Annotated in this window: 28 protein-coding genes and 1 pseudogene; 18 read left to right on the top strand and 11 right to left on the bottom strand. The window is 58.7% G+C overall.

Features of this window, described 5'->3' with window-relative positions; translation table 11 throughout:
* Both EQW76_RS29980 and EQW76_RS25810 read left to right on the top strand, forming a co-directional pair.
* Positions 1-131, top strand: a 131-nt coding sequence (locus EQW76_RS29980; protein ID WP_279309175.1) for an XRE family transcriptional regulator, incomplete at its 5' end; no start/stop codon positions are given.
* A 237-nt stretch (positions 132-368) separates the two neighbouring features.
* On the top strand, positions 369-680 hold the full coding sequence (locus EQW76_RS25810) for a cold shock domain-containing protein (RefSeq protein WP_142832264.1): 312 nt from the start codon (positions 369-371) through the stop codon (positions 678-680).
* Positions 681-828: 148 nt separating this feature from the next.
* Here the strand turns inward: EQW76_RS25810 and EQW76_RS25805 are convergent, their stop codons facing one another.
* The 3 genes from EQW76_RS25805 to EQW76_RS25795 all read right to left on the bottom strand — a co-directional run bounded on the left by EQW76_RS25805 (position 829) and on the right by EQW76_RS25795 (position 3,624).
* Positions 829-2,208 carry an ATP-binding protein gene (locus EQW76_RS25805; protein ID WP_244617024.1) on the bottom strand — a complete coding sequence of 460 codons (1,380 nt, stop codon included), beginning with the start codon at positions 2,206-2,208 and terminating at the stop codon, positions 829-831.
* 389 nt (positions 2,209-2,597) lie between these two features.
* Positions 2,598-2,936, bottom strand: coding sequence for a hypothetical protein (locus tag EQW76_RS25800; protein ID WP_244615560.1), 339 nt, complete (start codon positions 2,934-2,936; stop codon positions 2,598-2,600).
* Positions 2,937-2,952: 16 nt separating this feature from the next.
* Positions 2,953-3,624 carry a ParA family protein gene (locus tag EQW76_RS25795; protein WP_142832266.1) on the bottom strand — a complete coding sequence of 224 codons (672 nt, stop codon included), beginning with the start codon at positions 3,622-3,624 and terminating at the stop codon, positions 2,953-2,955.
* A gap of 537 nt (positions 3,625-4,161) precedes the next feature.
* Here EQW76_RS25795 and mobC point away from each other — a divergent pair.
* The 3 genes from mobC (at position 4,162) to def (ending at position 9,218) form a co-directional block, all read left to right on the top strand.
* Positions 4,162-4,569, top strand: a complete 408-nt coding sequence (mobC, locus tag EQW76_RS25790; protein WP_142832267.1) for a plasmid mobilization relaxosome protein MobC — start codon at positions 4,162-4,164, stop codon at positions 4,567-4,569.
* Positions 4,457-7,819, top strand: a complete 3,363-nt coding sequence (locus EQW76_RS25785; RefSeq protein ID WP_244617023.1) for an LPD7 domain-containing protein — start codon at positions 4,457-4,459, stop codon at positions 7,817-7,819. Before mobC ends, EQW76_RS25785 begins: the two co-directional genes overlap by 113 nt.
* Before the next feature lie 910 nt (positions 7,820-8,729).
* Positions 8,730-9,218 (top strand): peptide deformylase, encoded by a 489-nt coding sequence (gene def / locus EQW76_RS25780; protein WP_142832268.1) that lies wholly within the window; start codon positions 8,730-8,732, stop codon positions 9,216-9,218.
* Positions 9,219-9,415: 197 nt separating this feature from the next.
* On the opposite strand, the pseudogene EQW76_RS25775 reads toward def, so the two are convergent.
* The 8 genes and pseudogenes from EQW76_RS25775 to EQW76_RS25735 all read right to left on the bottom strand — a co-directional run.
* Positions 9,416-9,551 (bottom strand): annotated as a pseudogene (locus tag EQW76_RS25775) (IS110 family transposase); the annotation flags it as partial.
* A gap of 712 nt (positions 9,552-10,263) precedes the next feature.
* Positions 10,264-10,524 carry a hypothetical protein gene (locus tag EQW76_RS25765; RefSeq protein ID WP_142832270.1) on the bottom strand — a complete coding sequence of 87 codons (261 nt, stop codon included), beginning with the start codon at positions 10,522-10,524 and terminating at the stop codon, positions 10,264-10,266.
* Positions 10,525-10,875: 351 nt separating this feature from the next.
* Complete coding sequence (locus tag EQW76_RS25760) at positions 10,876-11,211, bottom strand: DUF736 family protein (RefSeq protein WP_111215387.1); 336 nt, start codon at positions 11,209-11,211, stop codon at positions 10,876-10,878.
* Between the two features lie 63 nt (positions 11,212-11,274).
* The gene (locus EQW76_RS25755) at positions 11,275-11,862 is read right to left on the bottom strand and encodes a thermonuclease family protein (RefSeq protein WP_142832271.1); all 588 of its coding nucleotides are present in this window, start codon (positions 11,860-11,862) and stop codon (positions 11,275-11,277) included.
* Positions 11,859-12,527: an acyltransferase gene (locus EQW76_RS25750; protein WP_142832272.1), complete on the bottom strand. Its 669-nt coding sequence runs from the start codon at positions 12,525-12,527 to the stop codon at positions 11,859-11,861. The genes EQW76_RS25755 and EQW76_RS25750 overlap by 4 nt, the downstream gene beginning before the upstream one ends.
* Positions 12,524-13,000 (bottom strand): hypothetical protein, encoded by a 477-nt coding sequence (locus EQW76_RS25745; RefSeq protein ID WP_142832273.1) that lies wholly within the window; start codon positions 12,998-13,000, stop codon positions 12,524-12,526. The genes EQW76_RS25750 and EQW76_RS25745 overlap by 4 nt, the downstream gene beginning before the upstream one ends.
* A gap of 21 nt (positions 13,001-13,021) precedes the next feature.
* The gene (locus EQW76_RS25740; protein WP_202617217.1) at positions 13,022-13,402 is read right to left on the bottom strand and encodes a hypothetical protein; all 381 of its coding nucleotides are present in this window, start codon (positions 13,400-13,402) and stop codon (positions 13,022-13,024) included.
* A 51-nt stretch (positions 13,403-13,453) separates the two neighbouring features.
* Complete coding sequence (locus EQW76_RS25735) at positions 13,454-13,924, bottom strand: hypothetical protein (protein WP_142832274.1); 471 nt, start codon at positions 13,922-13,924, stop codon at positions 13,454-13,456.
* Positions 13,925-14,005: 81 nt separating this feature from the next.
* Here EQW76_RS25735 and EQW76_RS25730 point away from each other — a divergent pair, with 81 nt between their 5' ends.
* Genes EQW76_RS25730 through EQW76_RS25670 form a run of 13 tightly spaced genes read left to right on the top strand, consistent with a single transcriptional unit; the run spans position 14,006 to position 26,804 of the window.
* Complete coding sequence (locus EQW76_RS25730; RefSeq protein ID WP_142832275.1) at positions 14,006-14,713, top strand: lytic transglycosylase domain-containing protein; 708 nt, start codon at positions 14,006-14,008, stop codon at positions 14,711-14,713.
* A gap of 22 nt (positions 14,714-14,735) precedes the next feature.
* A complete protein-coding gene (locus EQW76_RS25725) occupies positions 14,736-15,089 on the top strand; it encodes a TrbC/VirB2 family protein (protein ID WP_111215401.1) in 354 nt (117 codons plus the stop codon).
* Positions 15,089-15,385, top strand: coding sequence for a VirB3 family type IV secretion system protein (locus EQW76_RS25720; protein WP_111215403.1), 297 nt, complete (start codon positions 15,089-15,091; stop codon positions 15,383-15,385). Before EQW76_RS25725 ends, EQW76_RS25720 begins: the two co-directional genes overlap by 1 nt.
* A gap of 30 nt (positions 15,386-15,415) precedes the next feature.
* The gene (locus tag EQW76_RS25715; protein WP_142832276.1) at positions 15,416-17,860 is read left to right on the top strand and encodes a VirB4 family type IV secretion/conjugal transfer ATPase; all 2,445 of its coding nucleotides are present in this window, start codon (positions 15,416-15,418) and stop codon (positions 17,858-17,860) included.
* Entirely contained in the window at positions 17,857-18,510 is a 654-nt protein-coding gene (locus EQW76_RS25710; RefSeq protein ID WP_244615562.1) for a hypothetical protein, read from the top strand. The genes EQW76_RS25715 and EQW76_RS25710 overlap by 4 nt, the downstream gene beginning before the upstream one ends.
* Positions 18,511-18,520: 10 nt before the next feature.
* Positions 18,521-19,261, top strand: a complete 741-nt coding sequence (locus EQW76_RS25705) for a type IV secretion system protein (RefSeq protein WP_244615563.1) — start codon at positions 18,521-18,523, stop codon at positions 19,259-19,261.
* Between the two features lie 7 nt (positions 19,262-19,268).
* On the top strand, positions 19,269-19,502 hold the full coding sequence (locus tag EQW76_RS25700; protein WP_244615564.1) for a hypothetical protein: 234 nt from the start codon (positions 19,269-19,271) through the stop codon (positions 19,500-19,502).
* Positions 19,503-19,515: 13 nt separating this feature from the next.
* Positions 19,516-20,541, top strand: coding sequence for a type IV secretion system protein (locus EQW76_RS25695; RefSeq protein WP_244615565.1), 1,026 nt, complete (start codon positions 19,516-19,518; stop codon positions 20,539-20,541).
* A 20-nt stretch (positions 20,542-20,561) separates the two neighbouring features.
* Positions 20,562-21,293, top strand: a complete 732-nt coding sequence (locus EQW76_RS25690) for a type IV secretion system protein (RefSeq protein WP_142832278.1) — start codon at positions 20,562-20,564, stop codon at positions 21,291-21,293.
* A complete protein-coding gene (locus EQW76_RS25685) occupies positions 21,290-22,111 on the top strand; it encodes a TrbG/VirB9 family P-type conjugative transfer protein (RefSeq protein ID WP_244615566.1) in 822 nt (273 codons plus the stop codon). The genes EQW76_RS25690 and EQW76_RS25685 overlap by 4 nt, the downstream gene beginning before the upstream one ends.
* Positions 22,101-23,372 (top strand): type IV secretion system protein VirB10, encoded by a 1,272-nt coding sequence (gene virB10, locus EQW76_RS25680; protein ID WP_142832279.1) that lies wholly within the window; start codon positions 22,101-22,103, stop codon positions 23,370-23,372. The genes EQW76_RS25685 and virB10 overlap by 11 nt, the downstream gene beginning before the upstream one ends.
* Positions 23,320-24,444: a P-type DNA transfer ATPase VirB11 gene (gene virB11 / locus EQW76_RS25675; protein ID WP_142832280.1), complete on the top strand. Its 1,125-nt coding sequence runs from the start codon at positions 23,320-23,322 to the stop codon at positions 24,442-24,444. The genes virB10 and virB11 overlap by 53 nt, the downstream gene beginning before the upstream one ends.
* Positions 24,429-26,804, top strand: coding sequence for a type IV secretory system conjugative DNA transfer family protein (locus EQW76_RS25670; protein WP_348539986.1), 2,376 nt, complete (start codon positions 24,429-24,431; stop codon positions 26,802-26,804). Before virB11 ends, EQW76_RS25670 begins: the two co-directional genes overlap by 16 nt.
* Positions 26,805-26,878: the final 74 nt, after the last annotated feature.

Genomic DNA, 26,878 nt, shown 5'->3' with positions numbered 1-26,878 from the left:
TTCGAGGCGATTTCGCAAACCTGTCGGAGCGCAAACTTATGGAATGTTTGAGCCGACTTGGCTATGACATCGAAATTACCGTGAAGCCGACTGCCGATCCAGTCGGCCATCTGACGCTCGCTGTTGCTTGAGACGCAAGCGGTCAAATGGAGCTGAAAACTGCGCGTTTGCTGCCGATGAGCAGGCGGGTGACAAACTGGTCAAGGGAATGTCACCGTTAGAAGCTTTTTGTCAGTGCATTTGCTGCAAGCTCCGGGCCTGGAGGCGAAAGGCTTCCCATCGCTGTAGATTGCGACTCCAACAGTTCCTTTGAGTCCGCTGCATTGAGACATGATCGTGGAAATTCCATAATTTACAGGAGTGTGGATTTGCCGACTGGAAAGGTAAAATGGTTCAACGTCGCAAAGGGCTTTGGTTTCATCATTCCCCATGAGGGTGGAGCCGACGTCTATCTTCCTCTTAAGAGCGTCGAGGCAGCAAAATTACCACGGCTCGAAACAGGCGTGACCCTGAACTACGCCTTAGCTGAGAGCAGGGGACGGAAATTTGCCGACAGTCTCAGCATCGTCTCATCGGTCGCTGTTGAAACATCGCCCGGCAAAGCGAAGGGCGAAGATGTACAAAAGTCGCTGGACACTGACGACGAATTTGAGCGCGAACGGGGTCTGCGACCAGTTTGAGTTGCTGGCGTGATGATTGTTGGGCGAGTGCGCCCGGACCGCCTCTCCTATTTGCCCGGTTCCGATAAAGGGTTTTCGAATTTCTTGCGAAGGCGTTCTAGCACTTCCTCTGCTGCGATTGTTTGTCGAGGATCGTCTAAAGGAGCGGCTAGGCAGCAGCCAATATTGAGGTCGGCAACCGAACCGTGAATGTTGTCCCTTTCGGGCTACTGGCGGTCGCCAACGTACCGCCAAGCTGTTTTACAAAGGCTTCAACGAACCGGGAGCCGAGACCGGAACCTTCAACCTTCAATGCAAGGCCTGATCCATTATCGCTGACCGTGAGCGTGACTTCACCATCTCTCCTGTGAAAACCGAGATTAATTTCGCCCTTACCTTTTGGGAAGGCATGCTTTATCGCATTTGTCGCGAGTTCATTTGCAATTAACCCAATGGCGACAGCGTGGTCAGGTAGAATGCTGAGGGGCTCTGCTGCCGATGTTACGGTAATGTCGGATGATTGTCCCAACAGGCTGAATTGGACACTTGCACTTATGCCCTCAAGGTAGGAAGGCATCGGCACCGGCCCAAGACTGCTCGATTGGGCGATTACATCGTAGAGCTGAGCGACCGCAGAAATTCGTGCCTGCATTGCCTGGTAACCTAGAACACAGGGTTCGCCTGCCCGCTTCAGTTCAAAGGCAACGAACGCGGAAATGATCTGAAGACTATTTTTGATCCGGTGCGCCAGCTCGGCTGCCAACATATCGCGGTGACGGTCAAGCAGGACCTCGTCCGTCGCGTCTTCGAACACGACCAGCAACCGTGTCATATGATTGCCTGGACGATATACCTTGCGGGCGTTCACTTTGAAGATACGGCGACCAATTCCGGGAAAATCGTCCTCGAGCAGGAAGCCGTCTATTGCTTCTTCGTGAGGAACCACACGCTCCAATGATTTGCGCAGGGCAAAGGTATCCCACTGTCCCTGACCGAGGGCTTCGAGCTTTCTCCCGACAACCTGGCTTGCCGTGGCGTTGAAGAGAGCGAGGAAAGAGCGGCTTGCTGTCACCACGGACATATCGGACTCGAGGATGACCAATGGATCCCGGATCGTGTCAACGATATTTTGGGCGATGCGCAAATTTCGCTCTGCCTCGATCTGACTGACCCGCGCCTCTGTCACGTCATCAATTGCCAGCAGTAGAAAATGAGAACTATCTCCCGAACAAACCACCTTTCGAGCATTCAAGAGCATCACCTTGCGTCCGAGGCCGGTAAATACGTGATCGACCTCGAACCCTTCGACGGAGTTTTCCGTGGGGAGAATGTCCTCAAGCAAACGCTTCAATGCATCGATATTCCATTGTCCATTTCCCAGATCGTAAAGCTTGCGACCAACCGTGTCCGGTTCGCTCACCTTAAACATCGCATAGAATGCGCGATTGGCTGAAATGACCGTGAGATCGCTGGTTAGGACCAGTAGGCCATCTCGTAGAGTGTCGACAATGTCTTGAGCGGAGATAGCGCCCATCGTGAAGTCCTGCATAATTTCTCTCGGCGTTGAAACGAAGCAACCATATGATGGCGGATTTTGGATACGCGCAAATGACACCTCACCTTTTTCATACTTGGTGGAGGACGCCGGCGCTTTCTTGTCGAATTCGGCTCACGAGCGCCAAGGTCTCTTTTAACGGAGGTATTCAGGCGATGAGGGTTTTCCAGCCGCGTCAGCGGCCGGAGTGAGTTCGTGACAAATGCTGGGCATTTGGGCTCGAAGGAATGCAGCAGCCGGAGGCAACCCGCGCCCCCAAAAGCGCTGTAGGGTTTGCCGGAGGCTCGTGGGAAACCTGATCAACGACGCGGATTGCAATTGCGTCACATGCCGATCTCCAGGCATATTCATTGCCAGAGACAATAGGGCGCCCATTGTAGGCGTCAGATCTTCGGAGGCATCCCCAGATACGACCTGAGCGCCCGTTCAGTGATCTCACCGGCCGTCGTCTTCCGTTTCAGCGCCTCCAGCTTTGTAGCGATGATCACCGTGCCGGAGAGACATATCTGAAACCGCTCCGGCTTGTCATCGACCGTGTTAGGATGGGCTTGGATCGTTTGCGGTGGCGGCTCAAAAGATTGCGGCTCGCCCACCGCCGCGTTGGACTTCGGTGGTCCATGCATTTCTCCATAGGAAGCCATTTTCCCGATGGAGTCGGCGATCAGGGAATCCAGATCCGACAGGTTCCGACGCGATTTCTGCAGTGGCGGAATTTCGCTCAAGGTCTCCTCCGTTTGCTCATTCAGCTTCGCCTATGGCCTTCGTAATGTCGGCGATGACGCTGACGATGTTGGCGCGTGCCTTGGCGACCTGATCGGCTTTGCCAGGGTCATTGCCGATCCGCGCAAGCGAACCGGCCTCTTTCGAAAACTGCTCGTAGACTTTTCGGGCGCGAACGAAGGTGGGAAGGGCTGGAAGCTTGTTGTCACGGATCATCTGGACAGCGTCCTGGAATGCTGTCGTCCTGGTGTCGATGCCTTCGACGCGATTGAGAAGGAGCTTGAGAGGCGCGCGTTTGAGGCTGGCTTTCGCCCATTCGAAAAGCTTTACGGTCTCGATCATTTCCATCACGTTGGCCTTGGCCGGCACGAGCGTGATGTCGCTTGCGACAATAGCGGCAATCAGGAGATCGTTGATCGAACCCTGGACGTCGATGAGGACGATGGATGCGGTCGCCGTCGTGAGGGCGAATTTCAGGTCATGCGGCGAGGATGCTGTGGTGACCCACAATGACGATGGAAGCGTGCCGACGCTGTTGCAGCGGTCTACCCATTGACGACAGGACTGCTGGGGATCGGCATCGATGACGAGAACACTGGCACCGTTCTCCGCGAGTTCGGAGGCAATCAGGAGGCACAGGGTCGATTTGCCGACGCCGCCCTTGGAATTTGCCAAAGCGATAATGGTCATTTTCAGGATCTTCATGTCGCGGTGAATTACTAGTTATATAGCAAATACAGATAGGCGATCGCTTTTGCAAGCCTGCTCGCTTGCACCACTGAACGCAGCCCCCGCGCCTAAGCCAGTGGAAGGCGTGGGAGCACGACCAGCAGTGCTGCAAGTTTGCGGAGCAGACGAGGGGTCTAAGTAGGGGCAGTTGTCTCCGTGACCCCGCTTCCGGTCGTTCAAGAGCTTTGACGAGATCCGCCACTTCCTTGAGTGGCGAAAGGGGTGATCGTCCTCGAACTGACGGGACTGACACAAGTGGCGTGCGGACCGGAAGTGAGAGAAGTGGCGTGAGGGAAACAGGTGGAGAAGGTGCCACAAGTGGAGCCACTGCTAGAAGTGTGCAAAGTGAGGCAAGTTGCATAAGCGCTTGTATATGAACGATAAAAGGGAATTATATGGTTGGCAGGATAGCAGTTTTCGGTGTACGAAAACCGGCATGTGCCCGATGGGCTGACGGGCTCGTCCGGCAGTCGCCAAGGGCGACCGGAGCGAGAAGGGATGAGCAAGACCTCGATTGCACATAGGCGGCCAAGCCGGAACAGATCGGTGCGCGTGAGATTGTCGGAAGCGGAATTTGCAGCGCTGACGAAGTTCGCGGAAGAGGCTGCACTCCCCACCAGCGAAGTGCTGCGGCGATTGGCGCGCGAAGCCGGAGGCTTTGGGCCAACCTTTGAGGGCGAGGTGGCGCAGCGGCTCAAGGCGACCGTGGTTCAGCTTCGGAAAGTGGGGGTTAACCTCAACCAGATTGCGCGGGCACTGAACAGTGGTCGCGTGCCCGGATATGAACATCTGCATGGCGGTGTGGAACGGCTTGCCAGGCTTGTCGTACAGCACGAGCGGGAGATTGACGCGTTGCGTGCAAGCAGCCGCGCGCGTGCGCGGCGCCTGGTGGGCAGTCATGTTTGATGTCGATGCTTTCCTGGGTGTCCTGGACGATATCGAGCGGCGGCGGAAGCGGCGTGCGTCCGCCACTTTCCAGGATCAGGATTTCGATGGCCTTGCTATCCGCAAAATCCGCCAGAAGCCCGGACCAAAGCGCAAGCGCCGCAGGGGCGATGGGACGCCCTATACGGGCAGCAGGCCGCGTACGGGGTTCATGCCCGTACCGATGGAGTTGGAGGATGAAGGACGCAAGCGCCGCGTTAGCGGGGGAGGCGGAGGGTTGGGCACCCTGGCGGCGGGACATGCCAGCTCACCTGCGAGGGCAAAGGCTGCTCCTGGCTCAAATATCGGCGAAGGTGCTGCGAGAGCCGCGCCGATCTGGACTACCGGCCTGGCCGAGCGCCTGGGCGTTGCGGCAGGGTCACAGCCGGCAGTGGTCAAGCTGGTGAGTTTTGCTGCCGGAAGTGCCCGTGTCCGCAAACTTCTTGCCTATCAGAGCCGTGATGGCGAATTGACCGTCGAACGCGAGACCGGTGAACAGGTTGCAGGCGCATCTTGGATCCAGGCGCTTGCCGACGAATGGGCAGAAGAATACGGGCGTCAGCCGTCAAAGGATGTGCTGCGGCTGGGATTGTTCGTACGATCGCACTCAGATGAGGCTGTGGGCGAGGCGTTGAAACAGGCGCTGCCTGGCCACCGCATCGCATGGCGGAGCGAGCCCGATGCTAAAGGGAAGGGACGATCTGTTGAAGTGGTTCTCAGCGCTGCAGCCCGTCCCCATCCCGGTGAAGCAAGCGCGCAGCGTATCTACGACAACCGAAAATCCCTGAGCAAGCTCGACAGGCTGCTGCAAGTGTCGTTCGGCGCTGGCGGACAAGTAGAACTCTATGGCTTTGCGCACGGAGTGGAAGGCGTTAGTCGCTACCTCGCTCAGGTTCGCAAGGGAATGCACCACGCCGTGCGCGCGGTTCGCCTGAACAAGGACGGATCGTTTGGCGAGGATGTGGTGGTCGGTGCCGGTGCAAGTTCGCTGGAGGAGGCGAAGGACTGGAAGCGCGACCTCCGTTCGCAAGAGCGCCGTGACGTCGCCCACGTCATTTTTAGCGCCAAGCCGGGGACGCCAAGGGATCGGTTCGTCGATGCCGTGCGTGCAACGCTTGCCAGGGAATTCGCCGGGCATCGCTATGCCTTCGTGCTTCACGAGGATCGGCAGCATCTTCATGTTCATGCCGCCATCAAGATGCTCTCGGACGCCGGCCAGCGTCTTCACCCGCGGATCCAGGATTTCAGGCGCTGGCGCAAAACTCTGGCCGAAGAGGCGCGTGAGCGAAACATTCCCATGGACGCGATGAGCCGGTTCGAGCGGGCAAACCCTCCCGGGTATAAGCTGAAGGACATCCAGCGCGTGGAAAGAGGCGTCGCATCGCAAAACGTGCGTCGGCGCGTCGAGGCGGCAAGGATGGGTGCTGTCCACATTCCGATACGGGAAGAAGGAAAGCGTCATGCTGTAGCCGCAGCCAGCGGCTGGAGCGACGTGGCGGCCATGGCTTTGCGGTCGCCTACGCAATTTGCACCAGATCCAGGCGTGTTGCGGCTCTACCGGGCGGAGCGACCTGGAACGCGGTCGTCGGTGCCACTCTTCACCCGCGATCTCTCGGCTGCCGCGGAATTGGCACGTCGGGATGGCGGAACGCTCGGGTTTGTCGATGTTCGGCCGACGGAGATGCATCGGATCACGCCGGCGCGCCGTCAACCCGCACTGGGTGGCGGTAACGACCACTTCGTCGTCGCGCGAGACCTTGCCGACAGGATGCGCCCGTTGGTGCCGGCGGAAGTGGTAACGGCAAGCGTCCTCCATTTCCGTGACCGCGGTGAGATGGCGGTGCGTGCGATGGCGCCGGAGTTCGAGGAGTATCAATCCATTTCATATCAGAAAGGCGGAACGCCAAAGGAGACAGACGACATGGCAAACCTGAAGGTAATGACTGCTTCATTTGCGGAGATGGACGCCCAGATGGAGGTGATCAAACAGCATCTTCCACCAGAACAGCAGCCCCAGATCGAAAAGCTCCACGGTAAGCTTCGAGAGGCCCAGCAGGATATGCTGGCGACGCAGGAGCGCATTGAGAAAAAACGGGGTTTGGTCCAAGGCGAGACCTTCGTGGCACCTGTCAGACATGAGTTCCGCGAATTCGTGGCCGAAGAGCACGGCGAGACAATCCGCTATAGTCATCGCAACGATCGCGGCAGGGCCGGCAGTGTCGCTTTCACCGATCACGGCGACAGGGTGGAGATTGCCGATTGGAAGGATCGGCAGGTGGTTTTGGCCGCGATGCAGGTTGCGTCCCGCAAATGGGGGGCGCTGACCATCAATGGCACTGAAAGCTACAAGGCGCTAGTCGTCGAGCTTGCTGCAGAATACGGATTTAAGATTGCCAACCCCGAGCTGCAGGACAAGCTGGCCGCTACCCAAGCACAAATGACAAGGGACCGCGCTGATCGGGGCGGCAATTCGGCTGGCGTGAGTACCGATGAGGCCAGTATCGAGGGGCAAGTCAAGGCTCAAGCTCAAACCCAAGCGGTGGGACGGGCGACCCCACAGCCGCCCCTCACTGATCCCAAGGCGCCGATTGTCGAGAGCGAGAAAATAAAGCCGGCCGATCGCGATCGTGAATCGATGCTGGCGGCGATGCGCGAGGCGGCAAGGAGGTGGGACAAGATCACGGTCAACGGATCCGAGCGCGAGAAGGCCCTCGCTGTCGAGCTTGCGGCCGAACATGGCTTCAAAATTGGCAATCCCGAGCTACAGGACAAATTGACGGCCGCGCGGGAAAAAGTGGAGGAACGTCGGCGACAAGAGAAGGCTGGCGAAGAAAGTCGACTTGGCCTTGCCGAGGGCTCCAGAGTCCAAGGGCCAGGTCAAAAGACGGACATAGAAATCGCGATCGCCCTTCAGACAATACGCGAGCGCACCGATGTCGAGGCCGAGCGGGAGGTGCGCCAAGCCGGACGCACCGCAGCCACCAACGAGCGGCCGATCGACGGCGGCGGAGACGACCACGCATATAGAACGCAGGCGGAAGCAAATGCGGCTGCGCGGGCCAAACAGGCTATCGACCAAAACCCGTCGACGCCCATTCCAGCCGACGTGACCCAGTCGCCTGAAATCGAGCGCCAACGGCAAGCCCAGCAAGAACTTCTGGCAGAGAAGGACGCCATCGCTAAGATGCAGAAGGAAACGCAAAGACATTCGCACAAGCCGCGTCAGCGGTAGTCGAGTGGTCCCGGGGGAGATGCCTTCAGGTATTCGCAAAAGGGACCCTCCGCGAACTGACGGATGGCCGTCTATCTATGCACAACTTGGCTTGGCGTTGAGCATTCGTTAGCCGGTTGGGCAGCTTGTCTGCGGCTCGCTCGTTCTCGACAGCGATATTTCTGAAGTGCCGCTCGCTGCCGAGCTATCCACATTTTGGAAACGTCGTCGGACTGGCCAAAGGCCAGGTAGCTGATTGCGGGCTAAAAATTCGGGAAACATGTAGTCTTCCGTGAGAAAATTCCACCCATTGAACAGAAATATTCAACGAAATCAGGTACATAAAGCTTCATAGAATCTTCATTTGCCAATTCACGAATTCGTGATCAGATTTGGTATGTTGCAGCGCAATACAGTAGCATGGGTGAAATATGCGACAAAATTGGGGTTTATTCGCCAGTGGCGTAAGACGACTGATGTCTGGCTCGGGGAGCCAAAAAAGCACGAAGTTCAAGTACAGCAAGTTGCTTCCTGATCAGCTTCCCGATGAGCGAAAGGGAGATCTCGGATTTCTTGATGGCAAACCCTGTAAAGGCAGCGCTGAAGAAGGGCTAGCGAGCGGAAATAGATCATTCGATCATGAATGTGCCTTCCATCTCAAGTGGTGAGGTTATCCTCGTACTACATGGTCAAAAAATCATTTTGTAAAAGAGTCGAATCCCCGCCGCTTTGTCTAATACTTCCGGCGCTGGTTTGAACATTGTGACCTAAAATCTGGTGCATACAGCGCCTAAAACGAACGGATGCCGGGTCAGTCTGTCTTGTGACAACTAAACCGGGACAAGGAGCATATCTTAAACCCACAAGAAATTTACCCTCTCCATCTCCTAATTTTAACACACACTTTGATTGATGACGATTGGAGATTCAAATGACTACAAGAACAATAATCACAATACCTGACCCAGCACTACGTCAGATTTCGGATGCGGTTGACCCCCAGGCCGCAGAGACGGCCGTTTTAATCGATGACATGCTGGAAACCATGTACAACGCATTTGGTGTGGGGCTGGCGGCTGTGCAGATCGGCATTCTGAAACGCGTTGTAGTTGTCGACGTCGGGGTCGTCCAGGAGGCGCGTCGGGATGCCCGGGTTCTCATCAATCAAGTGATTGTCGATACGTCCACGGAATGTTCGACTTTCAGGGAAGGCTGCCTTTCGCTTCCTGGCACCATGGTCGACATCGTCAGGCCAGCGAGGATTACCGTCGAATACGACACGCTGGGTGGCGGCAAGGAGACTCTCGAAGCCGAAGGCCTCCTTGCCACATGTCTTCAGCACGAGATCGATCATCTCAATGGGACCTTGATAACGGACCATGGTGCGCCAGTACCCCGCGAACCGCAGGAATCTGCGTGACGCAGAAGGCCTGCTTGCGCGTGTCAAGATCCGCCCCCTATCTCTGACGGTATGTTCGGCGCAGTCTCCCTATGGTCAGGAGAGGTGCCTGACATGTATCGTCGGCCGTGAGTGGACACACACAGAGCCAATTTTACAGTCTTGCACCGCGGTTGATGGACCGATGAACCGCTCTAATGACATGCCAATGCGGGCCCATCACCGCCATCTACCGAGTGCTTTGACATCTTCTCTCCATTGCCCGGCGACAAAGATGTAACCAGCCAGGTCGCGCTGCTGATTTCCAAATGAGATGAAAATCGCGCCACGATCAGTGGGGATAACGGCTGGCATTTGCGGTTGGGAAGCGACAGCTTCCATAACAGCGTCCCCTATCAGGTGAGTGCGATATCGCAGCCTCACTTTGCCAGAGTCACGGCCGCTCTTCACTCCCCATGGGATCTTACGGAAATCCTTGTCCGGGACTTTGTGAAACCTGCACCGCACATCAGGCAGAGCGCGTCAACTCCAAAGGGCGCGCTCGTGAAAGCTGGCTGAAGCGCGAAGCGCGTCACGTCAGTCTCCACTCTCAGGCGCGTGTCAACATCGCAAAAACTTCACGGACGGGCCATTCCCCTGAGCCGAGCGGGACCTACTTTTCAACTGTCAGAACCGAACATATTCCAGCGTTTTGTTGCGGAGGGCATTCGAAATGCTCCAGTCTCTTATCAGTCTTGAAAACCATGAAATTGAGGCCGTTATAGCGGCTGTGACCGCCTATTGCGACGAACGCGGCGCGCGCATCGATAGCGCGCATGGACGCAGGGCGATCACAGCCGCTGTCGACCTTGTCTCCACGCACCCACTAATCAATCTGCTTGCCGAACTGCGTCGTATACTTCCAGGCGAAGACGGTTTCGCTGGTTTGAGGCGTTTGTGATCCGACCGGTTGCCTGGTCCCTTGCTTAAAAAAGAAAAGACCCGCGCGAGGGCGGGTCAGTAAGGAACTCGAGATAGCGGGGAACGGAAGGTAACTATCTCGTTCGCTATCGATAGCCGACTTCCGTTACATCAAGATGTCAGCCGTCGCGCTTGCCATGCCTTTTTGACTTTCTTCGTCTTCATTGTGAGCGTGGTCATCAACGCCGAGTGATGCGAGCCTGCATTTGATTGCCAAGGCGTAATCGGTATCGAGGGTGTTCTTGTCGGCGACATCAGGATCGGAAAGGACAAAGAGCGAGGCCTTGACGATCCGTTTGCCCGAGGTCTTCGGGCAGCGGTCGACAACGTATTTAGAAAGGCCATCATCCTTACAGGAGAGGATCATGAAGCGCTCCAAGTCAGCGTGCCAGCTTCACCGTTTCGTTTCCATCCACGACTCGAATAGCAATCTATTTAACGTTCCCCGCTATGATATTCCATTTGCGCACCACCGCGAACTGCGATCAGTAGCCATGCAAACATGGCGCCAAATCGCGTGCCTGACGCCGCATAAGTCAGACCCTCAGGCCCATAGAACGGTGTCACGGCTTTAAGTTTACAGTGCCGCCCGCCATCCTACTCCTTATGGCTGACAACCGCCATCGCGGCGTCGGTTCCGCACGCCGACCTCAAAATCAGGGCCCTCCAGCATCGCGGCTACGGTGACTGGCATTGCGTGGCAAACCTGTTTAACCGATCAGTCCCACGGAATGATCGCCATGAGGCTTTCGTCATCCTGGCCGGGATATCGGCCGAGATTGGCATTGAGCTTGCCATAGCCGGTGTTGACGGTGAGGGTGAAGTAGTCGCCGCCGTTTTGGTTCTGCTTCTTCCAGATACCACCAATCTCGACCCGTCGACCACGCGGGCTTGTAGAGAACAAGCGATAAACCGGCGCTTTCGGATGTTCGCTTTTGTAGGGTTCGCCGGCAATATCGATGTCATAGGCGATCGAAGCGATGTTGCCTCGCAGGATTTTTCCATCGTTGGCAAACTCAACGTAATTCGTCATTTCTGATACGTTCGCAGGCATTTGGGATCTCCCTCTTTGTTTGGATTGAATAGATGCGGATAGTGGGCAAGGGCTGTGCTCCCGTCACTCACGTCTGGCGGGATTCGAGAACAGCACATGATTGGGATACGGGATGTCGGGGTAAGCCCAGAGCCCGGCACGCGACTGCTGCGCAATCCCTTCCTCAATGCCGTAGGGCATATAGACTGCCTTGCCGCTGGTTGTGAGCGCGGCAAAAGCAAACCCCTGCGTGATCAGCATGGTGCCGACGTCGAGCGCGTTGCTGCCGACATGCGCCGAGCAGATGACGAGTATGGTCGAGTGCTGGCTGGAGGTAGGGGTTGCTACCTCGGCGAGCGGAGCACAGGTGGGTTTAGTATCCTGGAAGATGGCTGCCAGCATCGCCAGAGAGACTGCACCACAGTCCTGCTTCTGGCCTGATTTGTCGGTATAGGTGGTTCCACGGATGCACGCCTGGACGCCGTAGAGGCGCATCGTCTGGCCTGCCTGTTGCCAACTATCCCCGGTCAGAAAGGTGACGCCGGTCTGCGGAACTGCAAACACATGGGATGACGGCTGGGCCGCCTCAGCGGTCACCATGGAACGCGGTATCGCCATCGAGATGCTCAGGGCAACCAGCAGTATCTTGGCGCCCGGCCTTGTCCCTGTCATTCCTGCACCTCCTTTGCCGAAATCGGCGCGCAGTCTACGCCGTCATCGGAGTTGGTGATGCAGCCGACATTGTAGCCAGCTCCGGAGATGAGGTAGGCACAGACACTGGTGCCGGCGCCGTCGCGCGTGCCGGCCGCGCTGCAGTCGAGACCGGATTTTGCAAGATTATAGAGCTTGCCCCCAGTGCCGCAGCCGAACTGACAGGCCTTGAGGATCGAGGACTGCGAGATCGTGGCACAAGTGCCCTGATAGCAGACCTGTTGCCCGATCAGGCTGGTCATGCCATTTTTCTGGGCGGCATTCCATTGGCCGCGTTGATAACGCTCCCAGGCGGCGACCTGCGCTGAAGGGTTGTTCAGAAAATCCTCGCGCGAACCGTCCCAATAGGCTTGCAACGTCCCGCTGTCGCAGAACTGAAATGCACCATAGCAGCGCGTCCCGTTGACGACGGGGGAAACACTGTTGAAATTCCCTTCGCTATGACTGACGTTGGACGCGTATTCGGCACATCCAGCCGGCATTCCGGCGTTCAAGAGACTGAGAGCGCTTTCGCCGGCAAATGCCAGTGATGCTGCAAAACCGAGCGACAGCCCAAGATTTGCCAGGAGATCCTGTCTGTTGGGCTGCCAGTTGTTGGCAGCCGGGGAGGGGGCAACAGATATCATCGAATTGGCTCAACCTGATATATGCCGATAAACGCCTTCCCGTCCTCGCCAATTTCCGCGGTTGTGAGTGTGGCGGCATCAGGCGACAGGACAGCGGTGCCACCGAGCGGCATTTGCGGATTTGCCATCCGCTCCGGTCGCACCGGTCGCGGCAGTTGCGCTGCTTGCGTATCGGGTCTGATCAACACCAGAAGGGCCGTACACATGCCTTGCAAATTGCAATCGCCGTTTGTCTGGGACAACAGCCAGGTACCCGAGGGCGTGGTGATACGCGCAGTGTAGATTTTGGCCTGTCCAGTGAGCTGGCGAATGCTGGCAAGATCGTCGTCGGTCCAGATGCCATCAGGATCATGCTTGGCATCCCTGGTGGTGAGTTTAAGCGCCAGCGTGTGACCACCCTGTGCCGTGGCGCGGTCGGTGGAGGTAAGGGCGAGGATCAGGAGCGGAGCGAGGACAGCAAGGGTACGTTTCATCTGGGAGCCTCAAGAGGATGTTTAGCGCGTCAGACGCCGGCAGAGCGCTACGGACTTGTCGAACATCGCGTCGACGAACGCTGTAAGAGCGCGCACCAGGAGGATTAGTTGGATCAGAGCCGTGCGGATAAGCCGAAGACTTGTGCTGGCCGAGGCGTAGAGACCTTTGAGGATACAGAGCGCCGCCGCACAGCAGAGCCCGACGAGCACTGCATTGAAGAGCAGATAAAGAGCCAGGACCAAAAACGTGTATGCGAGGTTGTCCATCGGGTGGGCGTAGACGGATTTCGCAGCCGTTGTGACCCATATCCCGGCGATCGTCGCCGTGCCGCTGATTGCAATCGTGGCAGCAACGATCTCGATCGGCCCCAGGCGATGAAAAAACCAGATCTCCTTGCCCATCGGCGTACTCCTTTCAAAACCAACTCCGGCGAAGCAGGCGCGCCCTGTCTGTCACTTCTGCAAATCAAACCATGCGCGTGTGGACGTGCCGTCTTTTTGCCTGATGTCGAAATACCAGGGTCTGGCCCTTCGCGGCCGTGGCTGACGATCGATCTCGGTCCGCTCGCCACGCTCGATCGTGTACTTGGCGCAATAGCTTGCCAAGTCACCGCCATGGCCGGATTGGTCGTCTGCCTCGACATAGCCACTCGGGCAATCCTCGAACGCCTCAAAGCCAGGCGCGCCGGTACCGGCTGCCTTGCAGGCCGGCCAGGAAAAGCCGGGCAACGCCATTGCGGCAATCAGCTTTTCCATTGGCGGTACACAGTAGGAGATACCATGCCAGCTCGGCGTCTGCGCTGCCACGCAAAGGACGATCTGACAGCCCCAATCCGCATCCGCGGCGTCAGCCGCGACGTTCTGGGAAAGCCAGACGGCAAGAACGGATGAGGCAAAAATGCCGCATCTGGCGATCGATGACATCTGCGCTCCTGGCATTTTACAAAGGCACTTGCGTTGTTATCATGTTTTTATATATATGCACTTATAACTCGGGAAACGCAAATGTCCATAGCCCCCATGCGCACTGCGATCGTTGTCGTGAACCTCGTCTTTCCCTGTCTGGCTTTGGCCAACGATGCATCGCCCAGTTCGGGCGCGTTCACAGTCAATGTCTCTTCCGACTGCGCTGACGGTGCGGTGGATGCAAAGACCATTCGCCAGCTCATCACCAGGGAAACGTCGCGCCAGGGGGTCGACGCCAGGTTGGCACTGGCAATTGCCGATCAGGAGTCCGGCTTCGGCGCCCACGTCAATTCGACCGCGGGAGCGCGCGGTCCCATGCAGCTCATGCCAAGGACCGCCGCGCGCTATCAGGTGACGGATATTTGCGACGCGGCCGAGAATATTCGGGGCGGCGTCAGCTACCTCAAGGATCTGACGGCGGCCTTTGGAGGCAACATTATGCTCGTGGTTGCGGCCTATAATGCCGGAGAGGGTCGTGTCGTTGCCGCAGGGGGCGTGCCGGATATTGCCGAGACCGTCTCCTACACGGCACTGGTTACCAACGCCTATTACGGCTTTGACAATTACCTGAAGGGCGGCAAGCGGGCCGCCAAGGCCGCCGCTGCGGGCAGTCGAGCCGTTGCTGCTGCCGGCGTGGACCTGCTGGCGCAAACGCCAGCCTCCGAGCAGCCAACCCCCATCCATCAAACCAGACTGCAAGCCGGCGATCACGACTGGATCGGCGGCTCGGTTCTGTACGTGCAGTAGTCAGGAAAGAAAGGAGCCCCAGATGAAGACAAGGCTATACAATCTCGCCCGATCGGTGATGTCGACCGGACGGATCAACGGAAACATCTTGGTGTTGGCAGGGGTCGCCGGCGCTGTGATGATGGGCAATGTCGAACTAGCCTATGCCGCCGGCGATATCTTCCAGCCGATCAATTCGGTGTTCACGACACTCCTCAATTTCATGACCGGAACGTTCGCGACGACAGCGGCGACCATCGCCTGTGCTGCCGTCGGCTACATGGCGTTGACGAGCCGTATCCCCTGGAGTTGGTGCTTTTCCATCATCGTTGGCATCGCCTTCATCTTTGGCGGCTCGCAGCTCGTGCAGTCCATGTCTTCCGGATTGGGTGGCTGATGAGCGAGGCAGAGGTAAGGGCGGAAGTGGCGCCGCTGGTTCTCGGTCTCACGCGGCCAAGAATGTTCTGGGGCGTGCCGATCGGCGTCTTCGTCGGCGAACTGATGATTGTCGTCATGACGTTCCTCAATACGAAGAACCTTGCGATGTTCCTTCTCTTCCTGCCCCTGCATGCCGCGGCTTACGTGATCACGGTTCGCGATCCGCACCTGGCGAACGTCGCTCTCGTGCGGATCGCCAAATGCCCCTGGACGAAGAACCGTCACTTCTGGGGCGGTAATTCCTATGAACCGTAATTCTTGGGAGCCAACCTGATGGGGGCGGCGATGCAAAAGTCCATCCGCAAGGATCTTCGGTTCGGAGCTGAAAGCGCCCGGGAAAAGCCGATCTCGGCGCATGTCCCCTACCTCAGGCATGTCGACGAGGAAACACTGCGAACCAAGGACGGAATGCTGCTGACGATCATCAAGATCGATGGCTTCTGTCACCAGACCGCCGATCAGCAAATCATCGATGTCGAGGCGACCGCGCGCAACACGCTGGTTCGGGCCCTCGCAGACAGCCGTTTTGCAGCCTACGCCCACATCGTGCGGCGTCGTATTCCCCCTCAACTCGGTGGTACGTTCGATATCCCATTCTGCAGGGCTCTCAATGATCGTTACATGCTGAGCCTAAAAGACAACAGCATGTATTTGAACGAGCTCTACCTGACGATCATCCGGCGGGGCTTCCAGGGCAAGGTCGGACTGGCGGACGAGATCTTATCGCGCTTGCGCAAGGCGTCCGGTGTATCCGAGCGGGCGATGGATCTGGAGGCCCGCCAGGAGCTGCGCGAGCATGTCGCCAACATCGTCAAGGGAATGGAACATTACGGCGTCCGGGTCCTGAAGGTGGTGGCGCGGGAGCGGCACGTGGCGTCCGAGCCGCTCGAGTTCCTGGCGATGCTGCTTAACGGCGGCGAGCCAGTCGCCATGGCCTTGCCGCGCATGCCTCTCGACCAATATCTGCCGACCCGCCGTATCACCTTCGGCCGCCGTGTCTTCGAAATGCGCGGCGCCAGCGACATCGAAACCCGGTTCGGCGCAATGTTGTCGATCCGCGAATACCCACCCTACACCGCGGCTGGCATGATCGACGGGCTGCTGAAGGTCCCAGGCGAGTTCATCCTGTCGCAAAGTTTCGCCTTGCAAGATCGTGCGCCAGTCCTGTCGGAGATGGATCGGATAGAGCGTCAGATCAGTGTTTCGGATGAGCGTGGCACGAGCCTTGGAAGTGCTATCTCGATTGCCAGGGATGAGTTGGTCAACGGCCGCGCCGTCATGGGCTATCACCATCTGTCGGTGATGGCGTTAGGGGCTTCGATCAAGGAGACCGAGGCCGGCGCCCAGGCCATCACCAAGGAATTGCAGAATGCCGGTATGGTGGTCGTGCGCGAGGATCTGAACAGCGAGCCGGTCTTTTACGCCCAGCTACCGGGCAACTTCTCCTATATCGCACGTCGCGCGCTGATTTCGTCGCGCAATTTTTGTGGACTGGCGTCGTTTCATAATTTTGCTCTTGGAAAACCCCGTGGAAATCACTGGGGACCGGCTGTTTCCTTGCTGCAGACGACGTCGATGACCCCCTATTTCTTCAACTTCCACAAGGGTGAGGTCGGCAATTTCATCGTCACCGGCCCGACGGGTTCGGGAAAGACCGTGGCGCTCCTGTTTTTGCTGTCGCAGGCAATGCGGGCAAGACCCCAACCTCGATGCGCCTTTTTCGACAAGGATCGTGGTGGGGAGGTCTTCATTCGTGCCTGCGGTGGTCAGTACGAGGTGCTGCAACCCGGCGTTCCAACCGGTTTCAATCCGCTGCAACTTCCAGACAGTCCTGATAACAGGGCGTTCGTCTATGACCTCCTCAGCTATCTCGTTCGCCCAAAGGATGATGCCGAAAAGCTGTCGGCCGAGCAGGAGAAAATCCTCTACCGAGCGGTCGAGCAGATCTTCAGCGTGCCGGTCCGGGAGCGCCTGTTCTCGGACGTCGTCCATCTGCTGCGAGGGGGCGAGGCCGCCGGGCGCGACGATCTGGCGTCGCGTTTCGAGGCCTGGTGCGATACCCGGGGATGGTTGTTTAACAACACGGTGGATCTTTGGGATGGCGAGCGCGGCATCTTCGGCTTTGATCTGACCGCCGTCCTCGATGATCCGGAAGTCCGCACAGTGGCGCTCGGCTATATCTTCTTTCGCATCGGCCAGATGCTGGATGGCGAGCGGCCGATGATGCTCTTCGTTGACGAAGGCTGGAAACTCCTGAGCGACGACCGGGCAGGCGCCTTCATCAACGACCAGCTGAAGACCATCCGCAAGAAGAACGGTATTGTCGGAATTGGCACGCAATCTGCACGCGATATCACCACATCGCGGATCGCCCATACGCTGCTCGAGCAAAGCCCGACGACCATCTTCTTCCCCAACCCGAAGGCGGATCGGGAGAGCTATGTCAAAGGTTTTGGACTTTCGGAAACCGAATTTGAGTGGGTGAGGTCGACCGCGTCGACAAGCCGTCAGTTCCTGGTCAAGCACGACCACGACAGCCTTATCGCGCGGCTTGATCTCTCCGCACTCCCGGACTTCATCAAGGTGCTGTCCGGCAGGGCTGAAACGGTCGCCGAATGCGAGCGTCTGCGTCGTCGCTACGGCGACGCCCCGGAGCTCTGGCTGCCCTATTACTGTGGCTGGAGCCAGGAGCCTGACAATCCTCCGGACGCAAGAGGTGATATGAGATGAGCGTCCGGAACCGAAATCTCAGCGCTTCTATGTGCCTGGTGGTACTGGTGGCGATGTCGGGGATCTCGCCGACGATGGCACAGGTGCCGGTCAACGACGCCGCGCGAACGACCGAAGAGACGAAGACGGCCGTCTGCGTGCAACGCGCACGGACCTTCAAACAGTCTTCCGTGGCACCGTCGCGAGGTGTCACGTCGAGTGTCACGGCGAAGGGGGATCTTGCCGGCATCCCACCGATCTCAGGTGCGGCCATCTCCGGGTCACCGCTTTCCGGGACTGCAATTGGCACTAGCGACCTGTCGATCCTTCTGGCCACCGGTTCAAGCGTCCAGGCCCTGAAAACCAGGAATATCGGCCAGGTGGTGAGCGCGCTCGCCGCAACGGCCGCCGCGATCAGCGCCAATACCTCGACACTTCAAAACCAGGCAGCGACAATCGGCAATGCCAACTCCCTGCAGGGCGCCTTCGACCAGAACACCACCGCGCGCCTGTCGAGCGCCCAGATCTGGAACCAGGCGATCCAGTCGGCGACGACAACGGTTCGATTGCGAAACCAGCGACTGGTCGACCAGGCAGCAGCGGAAAGCGCTGCATCGAAAGTCATGACCTACGATCCGGGCTCGGTATCGTTCATCAACGGCAATGAGTAGGAGAGTTCAGATGATGAAGCCATCCAATATCCTGTCCAAGCCCGCCTTGGCTCTGCTCATGGCGGCGGTTCCCTGCGGCAGTGTTTTTGCGCAGGTCCCCGTCATTGATGAGGCGACCCTATCCCAGGCAACGAAGACCGCGTCGAACACCGCGCAGATCATGTCGTCGAACAGCGATATCCTGCAAACGGTAAACAGGACACTTGCAGCGGTCACCGGAAACCGGTCGACCAGCGAAATCGCCGGTGCTGCCCTCGGCTCCGGGTTTTCGATCGGCAATGCACCCGATTTTTCCTCATTGCTCAGCGGTCAGATGTCCTGGGGCAATCTTGGTTCTTTCGGCAATACGGCCGCAACGATCCTGAACGGTCTCAATCTCGTCAGGTCCTTGTCGGGTGAAACAGCAAGCACAAATTTGACGCGCGGCGACAAGGCCTATCAGGGGTTGGTGAACACGGCGACAGCGCTGACGGCGTCGATTGCGGGAACGCAGAACAGCGCACAGCAGCGATCGTCCGCGTTTCAGGCTGTCCAGGGACAAATCGGATCGGCACCCGACATCAAGGGCTCCATCGATCAAAACTCGCAAGTACAGACCCAGACCGCACAAACGGTCAACGAACTCGTCGGGGCTGTCAACGCCGGAAACGCTGCTCTGAACGCCGAACAGATGCGCCAGCTGGCAGCGGAGGCGGCAACATCTGCATTCATGACCTACCATCCGAATGAGGTCTCCTTCGTTGGGCAGTGAAAGGGAGATGATGACGCGGGTGGGCCAAACCGTTTGCCTCGCGCTCGTGGTTGCGGCCTTTGCCGCGTTGCCCGGATGTGCTGGCCATAAGGAACTCAAGGCGCCGTGCTCGGCCGGGATAGGCTCCATCCTGTTCTCTGAGGCCTATGCCGGTGGCATCGACGACGATCATTGCGGACCGATGGTTCGTCAGCGCGGCGTTGTCGGAAACGATGATCGCAGCGGGGTGACCATGCTTTGAGCGGCGCGAGAGCATGAACCCCTTCGATATCCTGTTCGGCAAGATCGACGCCATGGGCATCAGCGCCGTGCAGTCCATGTACACGACGCTTGCCGGCTATCTCGGGCCATTGTTCCTAGCAGGGCTTACTGTCTATGTCGTCTGGTGGGGTTATGAGATGCTGTTCGGGCGCGCCCAGATGACCGCCGGGACGTTCGTCTGGAGGTTTGGTCGGGCGTTCATCTGCTACAGCCTGATCGTGTCATGGGCTACCTATCAGCCTCTGATCGTCAAGCCCTTGCTGGAAGCGCCAGATGGTATGGCGACCATTGTTTGCCAGTCGACCGGCGGCAGCGATTGCGGCGGGGACGGCAGTTCAGGTTCGTCGGTGACGCAGGGTCTGACCGACATCTGGAATAGCGGGATCGCCGTCGTCAAGACCATGGTGGATGCCGGCGGTATCACAGCCGTTGGCATGTACATCCTTGCCATCGTCGTGCTTGCGGTCGTCTGCATTCTTTGCGCCATCGCCGTCACGCTGCTGATGATCGGTAAGATGACCATGTTCATCCTGCTGGCGATCGGCCCGATCGTGCTGTGTTGCGCGCTGTTCAATCTGACGTCGCGGGTGGTGGATGGCTGGATTGCCAGTCTTGCGGGTTACGCGCTTCTGCCGATCATCGTCTATGTGATCCTCGGATTTATGTTGACGCTGCTGAAGGCCAGGGTGGATGCGCTGACTGCCGATGCCAGTGCGGCCAACATGACGACGCTGGCTCCTTTCATGCTGATGTCGATCGTAACGGCCTTCCTCTTGACCCATGCGATCTCGATCGCGTTGGCGATTGCCGGCGGGGGACCGAGAATTGACGCCCTCGGTGCGGCGGCGGCGGTAACGACGGTGAGGCTCGCTTGGAGAGCGGCTGCCATGTCCGGACAAGGCATCGCTCGGGCTGGCGGATATCTGTTCAACCAGCGGCCCGGTGCGCCGGCGACGATCGGAGATGGTGATCCCGCCGCAGCCCAGGTGCGAGCCGCCGCCGCCAATGCCCGCAAATAAGCATCCCTGGAGAGACATGAATGGGTAAGAACGACATCAGGGTGGGGGCGCTGGACGCGCCACTTGGAGGGATTGATCCCCGCTATTATAGTGAGGGAGACCGATGGGAGCGCTCGGTCTATCGGTCGGTCGCAATGTCTCGCGGCGTCTGGAGGACGGTCGCCGTGCTGCTCGGCGTCGCCTTGGCATCGTCGATCGGCCTGCTCTGGATGCTGCTGCCGCTCAAAACCTTCGATGTCGTCGTCCTCGAGGTCGACAAGACCACGGGCTACGTGGAAGTCAGCCGACCGCTGCAGGAGCGTGGTGATCTCACGCAGAATGAGGCGGTGACACGGGCCAACATCGTACGCTTCATCCGCGCTCGCGAAACCTACGATCCAAAGGAATTGCGGGACAATTTCGACTTGGCTTCGCTCTATTCGACCGGAAAAGCATCCGCCGATCTCGCAAATACCTATTCCAGCTCGAACATCAACAACCCTGTCAAACTCTTTGGGCCCAACACCGAAATCACCGTGTTCGTCAAAAGTGTCATCTTCCTCAACGACAACACGGCCGCCGTCCGCTTTTCGACGACACGCTCCGGCACGTCAGGGCCTGCTGTCACGGACCATTGGGTCGCCAATGTCCGCTTCAAATATACGTCCGAGCCGATGCGCAACGACTGGCGCTTCGACAATCCCCTCGGGTTCCAGGTGACCGAGTATCGGCGCGACCAGGAGACAGTGACAGCGGGGGAGGAGGCCCAATGAGGACACGGCATCTTCTTATCGGCAGTATCGCTGCGATCACCATGCTCGCGCGCTCACCTGTCGTTCTGGCGGAAGTGCAGCCGCAATCGGTCAGGGCGGACTCACGCATTCGTACCGTGCCTTTCCAGAAGGACAACGTCGTCTATCTCGCCGGCATGATGGGCGTGTCGACCATGATCGTCTTCAATGACGACGAACAGATCGCAACGGTCGCCATGGGCGACAGCCTGGCCTGGCAGGCCGTTCCGGATCAATCCAAGCGCTTCCTGTTCATCAAGCCGCTTCAGCCCGACGCACAGACCAACATGAACGTCGTGACGTCGAAGCGGGTCTACACCTTCTTCCTGAACGGCGCCAAACCCGGCAACACCAAAGCGGCGGTCATTAAGCTGCGTTTTTCATATCCCGACGACACCATGGACGCCAACCTCTTGGCCGCCGCCCGACAGAATGCCGCCATGCCCAACATTCGGGCGGCTTTGGCAAACCCCGGCCGGATCAACTATGACTATGGATACAAAGGTGCTGTCGATGCCAGGCCGACGTCGATTTTCGACGATGGCACGAAGACGTTTTTCCAGTTCAGCGGTGAAGTTCCGGCGTTCTTTGCCGTCAAGTCCGATGGCAGGGAGTCTCTCGTGAACTACCGGCGCGAGGGCGACTACATCGTCATCGACAAGGTGGCGCGCCAATGGACCCTGCGATCAGGCACTGTTGCGACCTGCGTGTTCAACCTGCAGCATCCGATCGGCACGCCGCCACCGCAAGAAAACAAGTGGTCAGACGGCCAGCCGCAGGAGATCAGCCATGGCCATTGATTTCGAAGAAGAGGCGCGTATTACCGAGACTGTTGCGCGGTCCCCCGATGCCAGCAGAGGCAGGTTGATCCCGGTGCTTCTCGCCTCCGTTGCCCTGGTGATCCTTGCCTATGCCGGCTATGTCAGCTTCATCAAGCCAGATAAAGCGAAGAAGACGGATACAAACGAAGCGTTCAAGACGGCGAGCCACGCCGCGCATCTGAACTTCGACACGGATAATCCGCCACCAGCCCCCACTGACAACAGGCTGGTCCTTGCGCCACCACCGCCACCCGCACCTGCAGTCGTCCAGCCACCTCCCATTGCCGCCCCTGTCGTTACACCACCGGCCATAGATGAGGCGGCGGCGCGGCGGGCCGCTGATGAGGCCGAGCGGGCAAAGAAACAAGAGGAGTTGCGCCAGGCGCGGCTCCGCTCGAACATGCTGGTCGTCGACCAATCTACCAGGGGTGAACGTGGCACGTCTGCTGCTGGCATCTCATCGGCGCAAAGCGCCGGGAACAGCGCAAGTGCCGACGAGAACCCGAACCGCAGGTTCGCGCAGGCCGTCGGGTCCGAGGATGTCGAGACCGTGACGGCCTCCCGCAACGATCGCATCGACGCCCTGATCCCGCAGGGAACATTGATCCGCGGAGTGCTCGAAACGGCAATCCAGTCCGACCTTCCCGGCATGGTCAGAGCCGTAATCTCGACCGATGTCTATTCCTTCGATGGCCGGCGGATCCTGCTGCCGAAAGGAACCATGCTGACGGGCGAATATAGAAGCGGTATGGCCCGCGGCCAGACACGGGTGCTGATCGTCTGGACGCGGGCGCTGCGCAGTGACGGAACGTCCGTTGCACTCGGGTCCTATGGAACGGACGACCTTGGGCGTTCGGGGCTCGCGGGCTCCGTCGACAAGCATTATCTCGAGCGCTTCGGTGCGGCAGCCGTGCTCAGCATGGTCGGAGGCGTCTCCTCCTTTGTTGCAGGCTTGAACAGCGACGGGTCAAGCAGTTCTGCATCCTCCTCATCAGGCTCGAACGCGCAGAGCCAGGCGCAACAAACCCTGTCCCAGACCATGGCGGAGATGGCCAACATGGCGCTGAAGGATTCAATCAGCATCCCTCCCACGATCTATGTCGACCAGGGAACCGAGATCATGGTGTTCGTGCGCAAGGATCTCGATTTCTCCTCGCTCTATCCCGATCCGGTCCGGCAAGCCGTCAATGACCTTCGCCGCGCGCAGATACGCCATTCGGTCGCAAAGCCCGGTCCGTGACGTGATAGAGCCTCAACCGCCGCAGGCCGAACGCTCGAAGTCCATGTGGGACAGCTTGCCCATTTACGTCAGGCAGACTGCTCAACCCATTCGCCGCTGGCTGGAGGATCCAGCCGTGATCGAAATCATGTGCAATCGCCCAGGTGAGATCTGGATTGAGAGTCTCGACAGCTGTCATATGAGCCGACACGACGTGCCAGCTCTCGATGCAAAGGCGATCACCGCACTGGCGCAGATGATTGCGGGAACGACGCAGCAAAGCGTCAACGAGGAAACCCCGCTTCTGTCAGCTGCCATGCCCCATGGCGAGCGGTTCCAGGCAGTGCTTTCTCCCGTGGCCGTCATGGGCGGCGCCTTTGCCATCCGCAAACAGGTTATCCGCGACATGACGCTTGACGACTATCTCGCGCTCGGCGGTCTCGATGGTATCCAGGTGAGCGGGGTCGGGGTGCCTGATGGGGAGGGCTTGAGCGATCTCGAACACGAGTTGGTCGCGCGCATGGTGGACCCGTCGCCGCAAGCACGGCGTGAGTGGCTCCGTTTTGCTGTCGAAAATCGCGTCACGATGTTGATTTCCGGAGGCACGTCGAGCGGCAAGACCACATTTTTCAACGGGCTGCTGAAGGACGTGCCGGCGTGGGAACGGCTGATATCGATTGAGGATACACGTGAGCTCAAACCCTCGCAGCCGAACTATCTGGCGCTGGTCACCTCAAAGGGTGGACAGGGCAGGGCCCGCACGACCATTCAGGAGTGCCTCGAGGCAGCACTTCGCCTGCGGCCCGACCGCATTTTCATGGGCGAGATCCGCGGCGCCGAGGCCTTCAGCTTTCTGCAGGCGGTCAACACCGGGCATCCAGGCTCCATCTCGACTCTGCATGCCGACAATCCACGTGGCGCCTATGAGCGCCTGGCAATGGCCACCATGCAGGCAGGCCTTGGCCTGACCAAGGTAGAGCTGATGGAGTTCGTGCGCTTCATCGTGCCGGTCGTCATCCAGGTGGCTCGCGATCCCGTCACCATGAAGCGCGGCGTTCGCGAGATTTATTTCAGCAAATGGAGCGATCGATGAGACGCTTCGAGAAGGTGGTGGTCCTTGTCGCAGGACCGATCGTGGGTGTCGGGGCCGCCTTCTACGCCTGGTCCGCCAGCTACGCCGCAGCCTCATATTTCTCCCTGAAAAGCTCGGCCATGTGGAAGAGTTTTGCCGGTGGTGACGTGCTGATGCCGGCAAGACAAGCCTGGTTCTATTTTGGCAATCCTGTTGTCACCAAGCTGGTGTCATCAGCAACGATGTCGACGCTGACCTTGAGTGCAGTCGTCGCTGTCGGGATAACGCTCGCAATCAAGCGACCCTGGCAAGTCCGGCCTCCCGCCGACGGATCGCGCTTTGCAACACTGAAAGATCTTGAGCGCGCGGGGCTACTGGGCGGCACGCCTGGCAGGTCCGTCCTGCTCGGCACCTTCGGCAAGGGTAACTCGGCGGTGGACGTCCGCTATAGCGGCGAAAGCCACTTCTTCGTCAACGGGCCCTCTCGCTCTGGCAAGGGTCGCGGCTTCGTCATGCCGAACCTTCTCGAATACGAGGGATCGGTCGTCGTGCTCGACGTCAAGCTCGAGAATTACACGCTGACCGGACCGGCGCGTCTGAAGATGGGACAACAGTGCTTTGTGTTTGCGCCGGGATCGGCCCGCTCTCATCGCTGGAACCCGCTGGACTTCGTCCGTGGATGGCCTGAGCGCTCGACGGATCTGGTCAATCTGGCGGCCAGCCTCTTGCCGATCGGCGACAGGGAGGAGGCCTATTGGAAACAGACCGCGCGTGGACTGCTCGCAGGCGCTCTCGGCTACGTGCTGGAGTCCCGCACAATGGAGGGCAGGCGAAACTTACGTTCCGTGCTGCGGCTCTTCTCGACCGGCCGGCCGTTCTCGGACGTGCTGAAAGACATCATCGACAATGAACCGAAGCTCGATCAATTTATTCTCGGCAGCTTTCGCCAGCATCTTTCACGTGACGAGGAACAACGGCCCTCGTTCGAGAGTCACGTGACGACGGCACTGGCGGCGTTCAACAACCTTTTGATAGCTGAGGCTTGTTCGGCAAGCGATTTCGACATCCGCGACCTGCGTCGCAAGCCGTTCTCGCTGTTCATTGCAGCCCCTGTGTCGGACTTCGCCACGGTCGAGCCGATCATCCGGCTTTTGATCCAGCAAATCCACGATGTGATGCTGCGATCCCTCCCGGCGCCCGATGAACCGCATAAGATCCTGATGATGCTTGACGAGTTCTACCAGTTTGAGCGCCTGCCGGAGATCGTCAAACGTGCTCCCCTGGTTGCGGGCTACGGACTGACGATCGCCCTTGTCGCCCAGAACATTCCACAAATCGATGAACGTTATGGACCGCAAACCCGAAATGCGCTGCTCGGCAACATGGACGTCAAGCTCAGTATCGCTGTTGGTGATGACGCAACCGCCAAGATCGTCTCCGACAATCTTGGCCGCAAATATGTGGAACGTGAAGGCTGGGGAAGACAGACAGGGCTTCTGTTCGGTAAGCAGGCGTCGACCGGCCGGTTTGAATTGGTGCCACTGATGGATCCCGGTTCCGTCCAGCGGCTGGATGATGACAGTACGATCTTGCAGGTGCGCAGCGGCTACGGCGCCATCCTGAACAAGCTCAACTTTTACAGCGATGCGCGGTTTGTCGCGCGACGGCGGGACGTCGCGGGATGGAAGAGCAAGCTTGTGATCCCAGAGATCAGGATCCACGCCGAGTGGCCGCTGTTTACGCCTCAGCCGGCGGAGCAGGCAGCGGAATTGCCTGCAGCAAACACCGAACAGCGGGAACCCGTGGGGGTTGACCACGAGATGGTCGTGCTGGAGCACGCGAGCGCCGTATTCGTCGAACCCGCGCTGCTCATGCATGTCTTTCGATCAGCGGTATCGGCCTTGGACGACCAGCCGACGGCCGATCTTTTGTTTCGGCTGAGAACAGCACCTCAAACGATTGGAAAACTCAAGGGTGGGAAGGGGCGCTTGGGCCGTCGGGACAGACGCATGAGGGAGCAGGCACTGGCGTCGGTCTGGCCACTGCGCAATGCGATCTCTGAGGCGCGCTGGGCTGTCATCGCGGCCCGACTTTCCGAAACGGCGGAGCATGAGGGCTTGTCTTTTACGCCCGGCGACAATTCATCCGAGGCGAGTGATATCGAGGACGACGAGCGAGAGGACGAGGCCAACCGTCTGCGGTTGGGGTTTTCATCGGCCAAAGAGGTCGTCGCCCAGGTTGCGGATATTGCGGAGGCCGCGACGAACAGCAAGCAGGTGAACGATCCAAACGCGCTTGCGGTCGCGCTGACCAGTTTCAAAGGCGCATTGGACCATTCGATGACGGAATTTGAGGAAGAAAACCGGCTTCCTATTTTCTGAACGGCAGTGGGCCCATAGCGGCCGTGCGTCCGATGTTGGCGCTATCCGGCGTGACAGCATTCCTCAGGGCATCA

Origin of the sequence: Rhizobium sp. rho-13.1 (assembly GCF_007000305.1) — a bacterium.
Taxonomy (GTDB): Bacteria; Pseudomonadota; Alphaproteobacteria; order Rhizobiales; family Rhizobiaceae; genus Rhizobium; species Rhizobium rhododendri.
The sequence above is the reverse complement of the archived record's forward strand: the minus strand, read 5'-3'. Positions and strand labels throughout refer to the sequence as shown.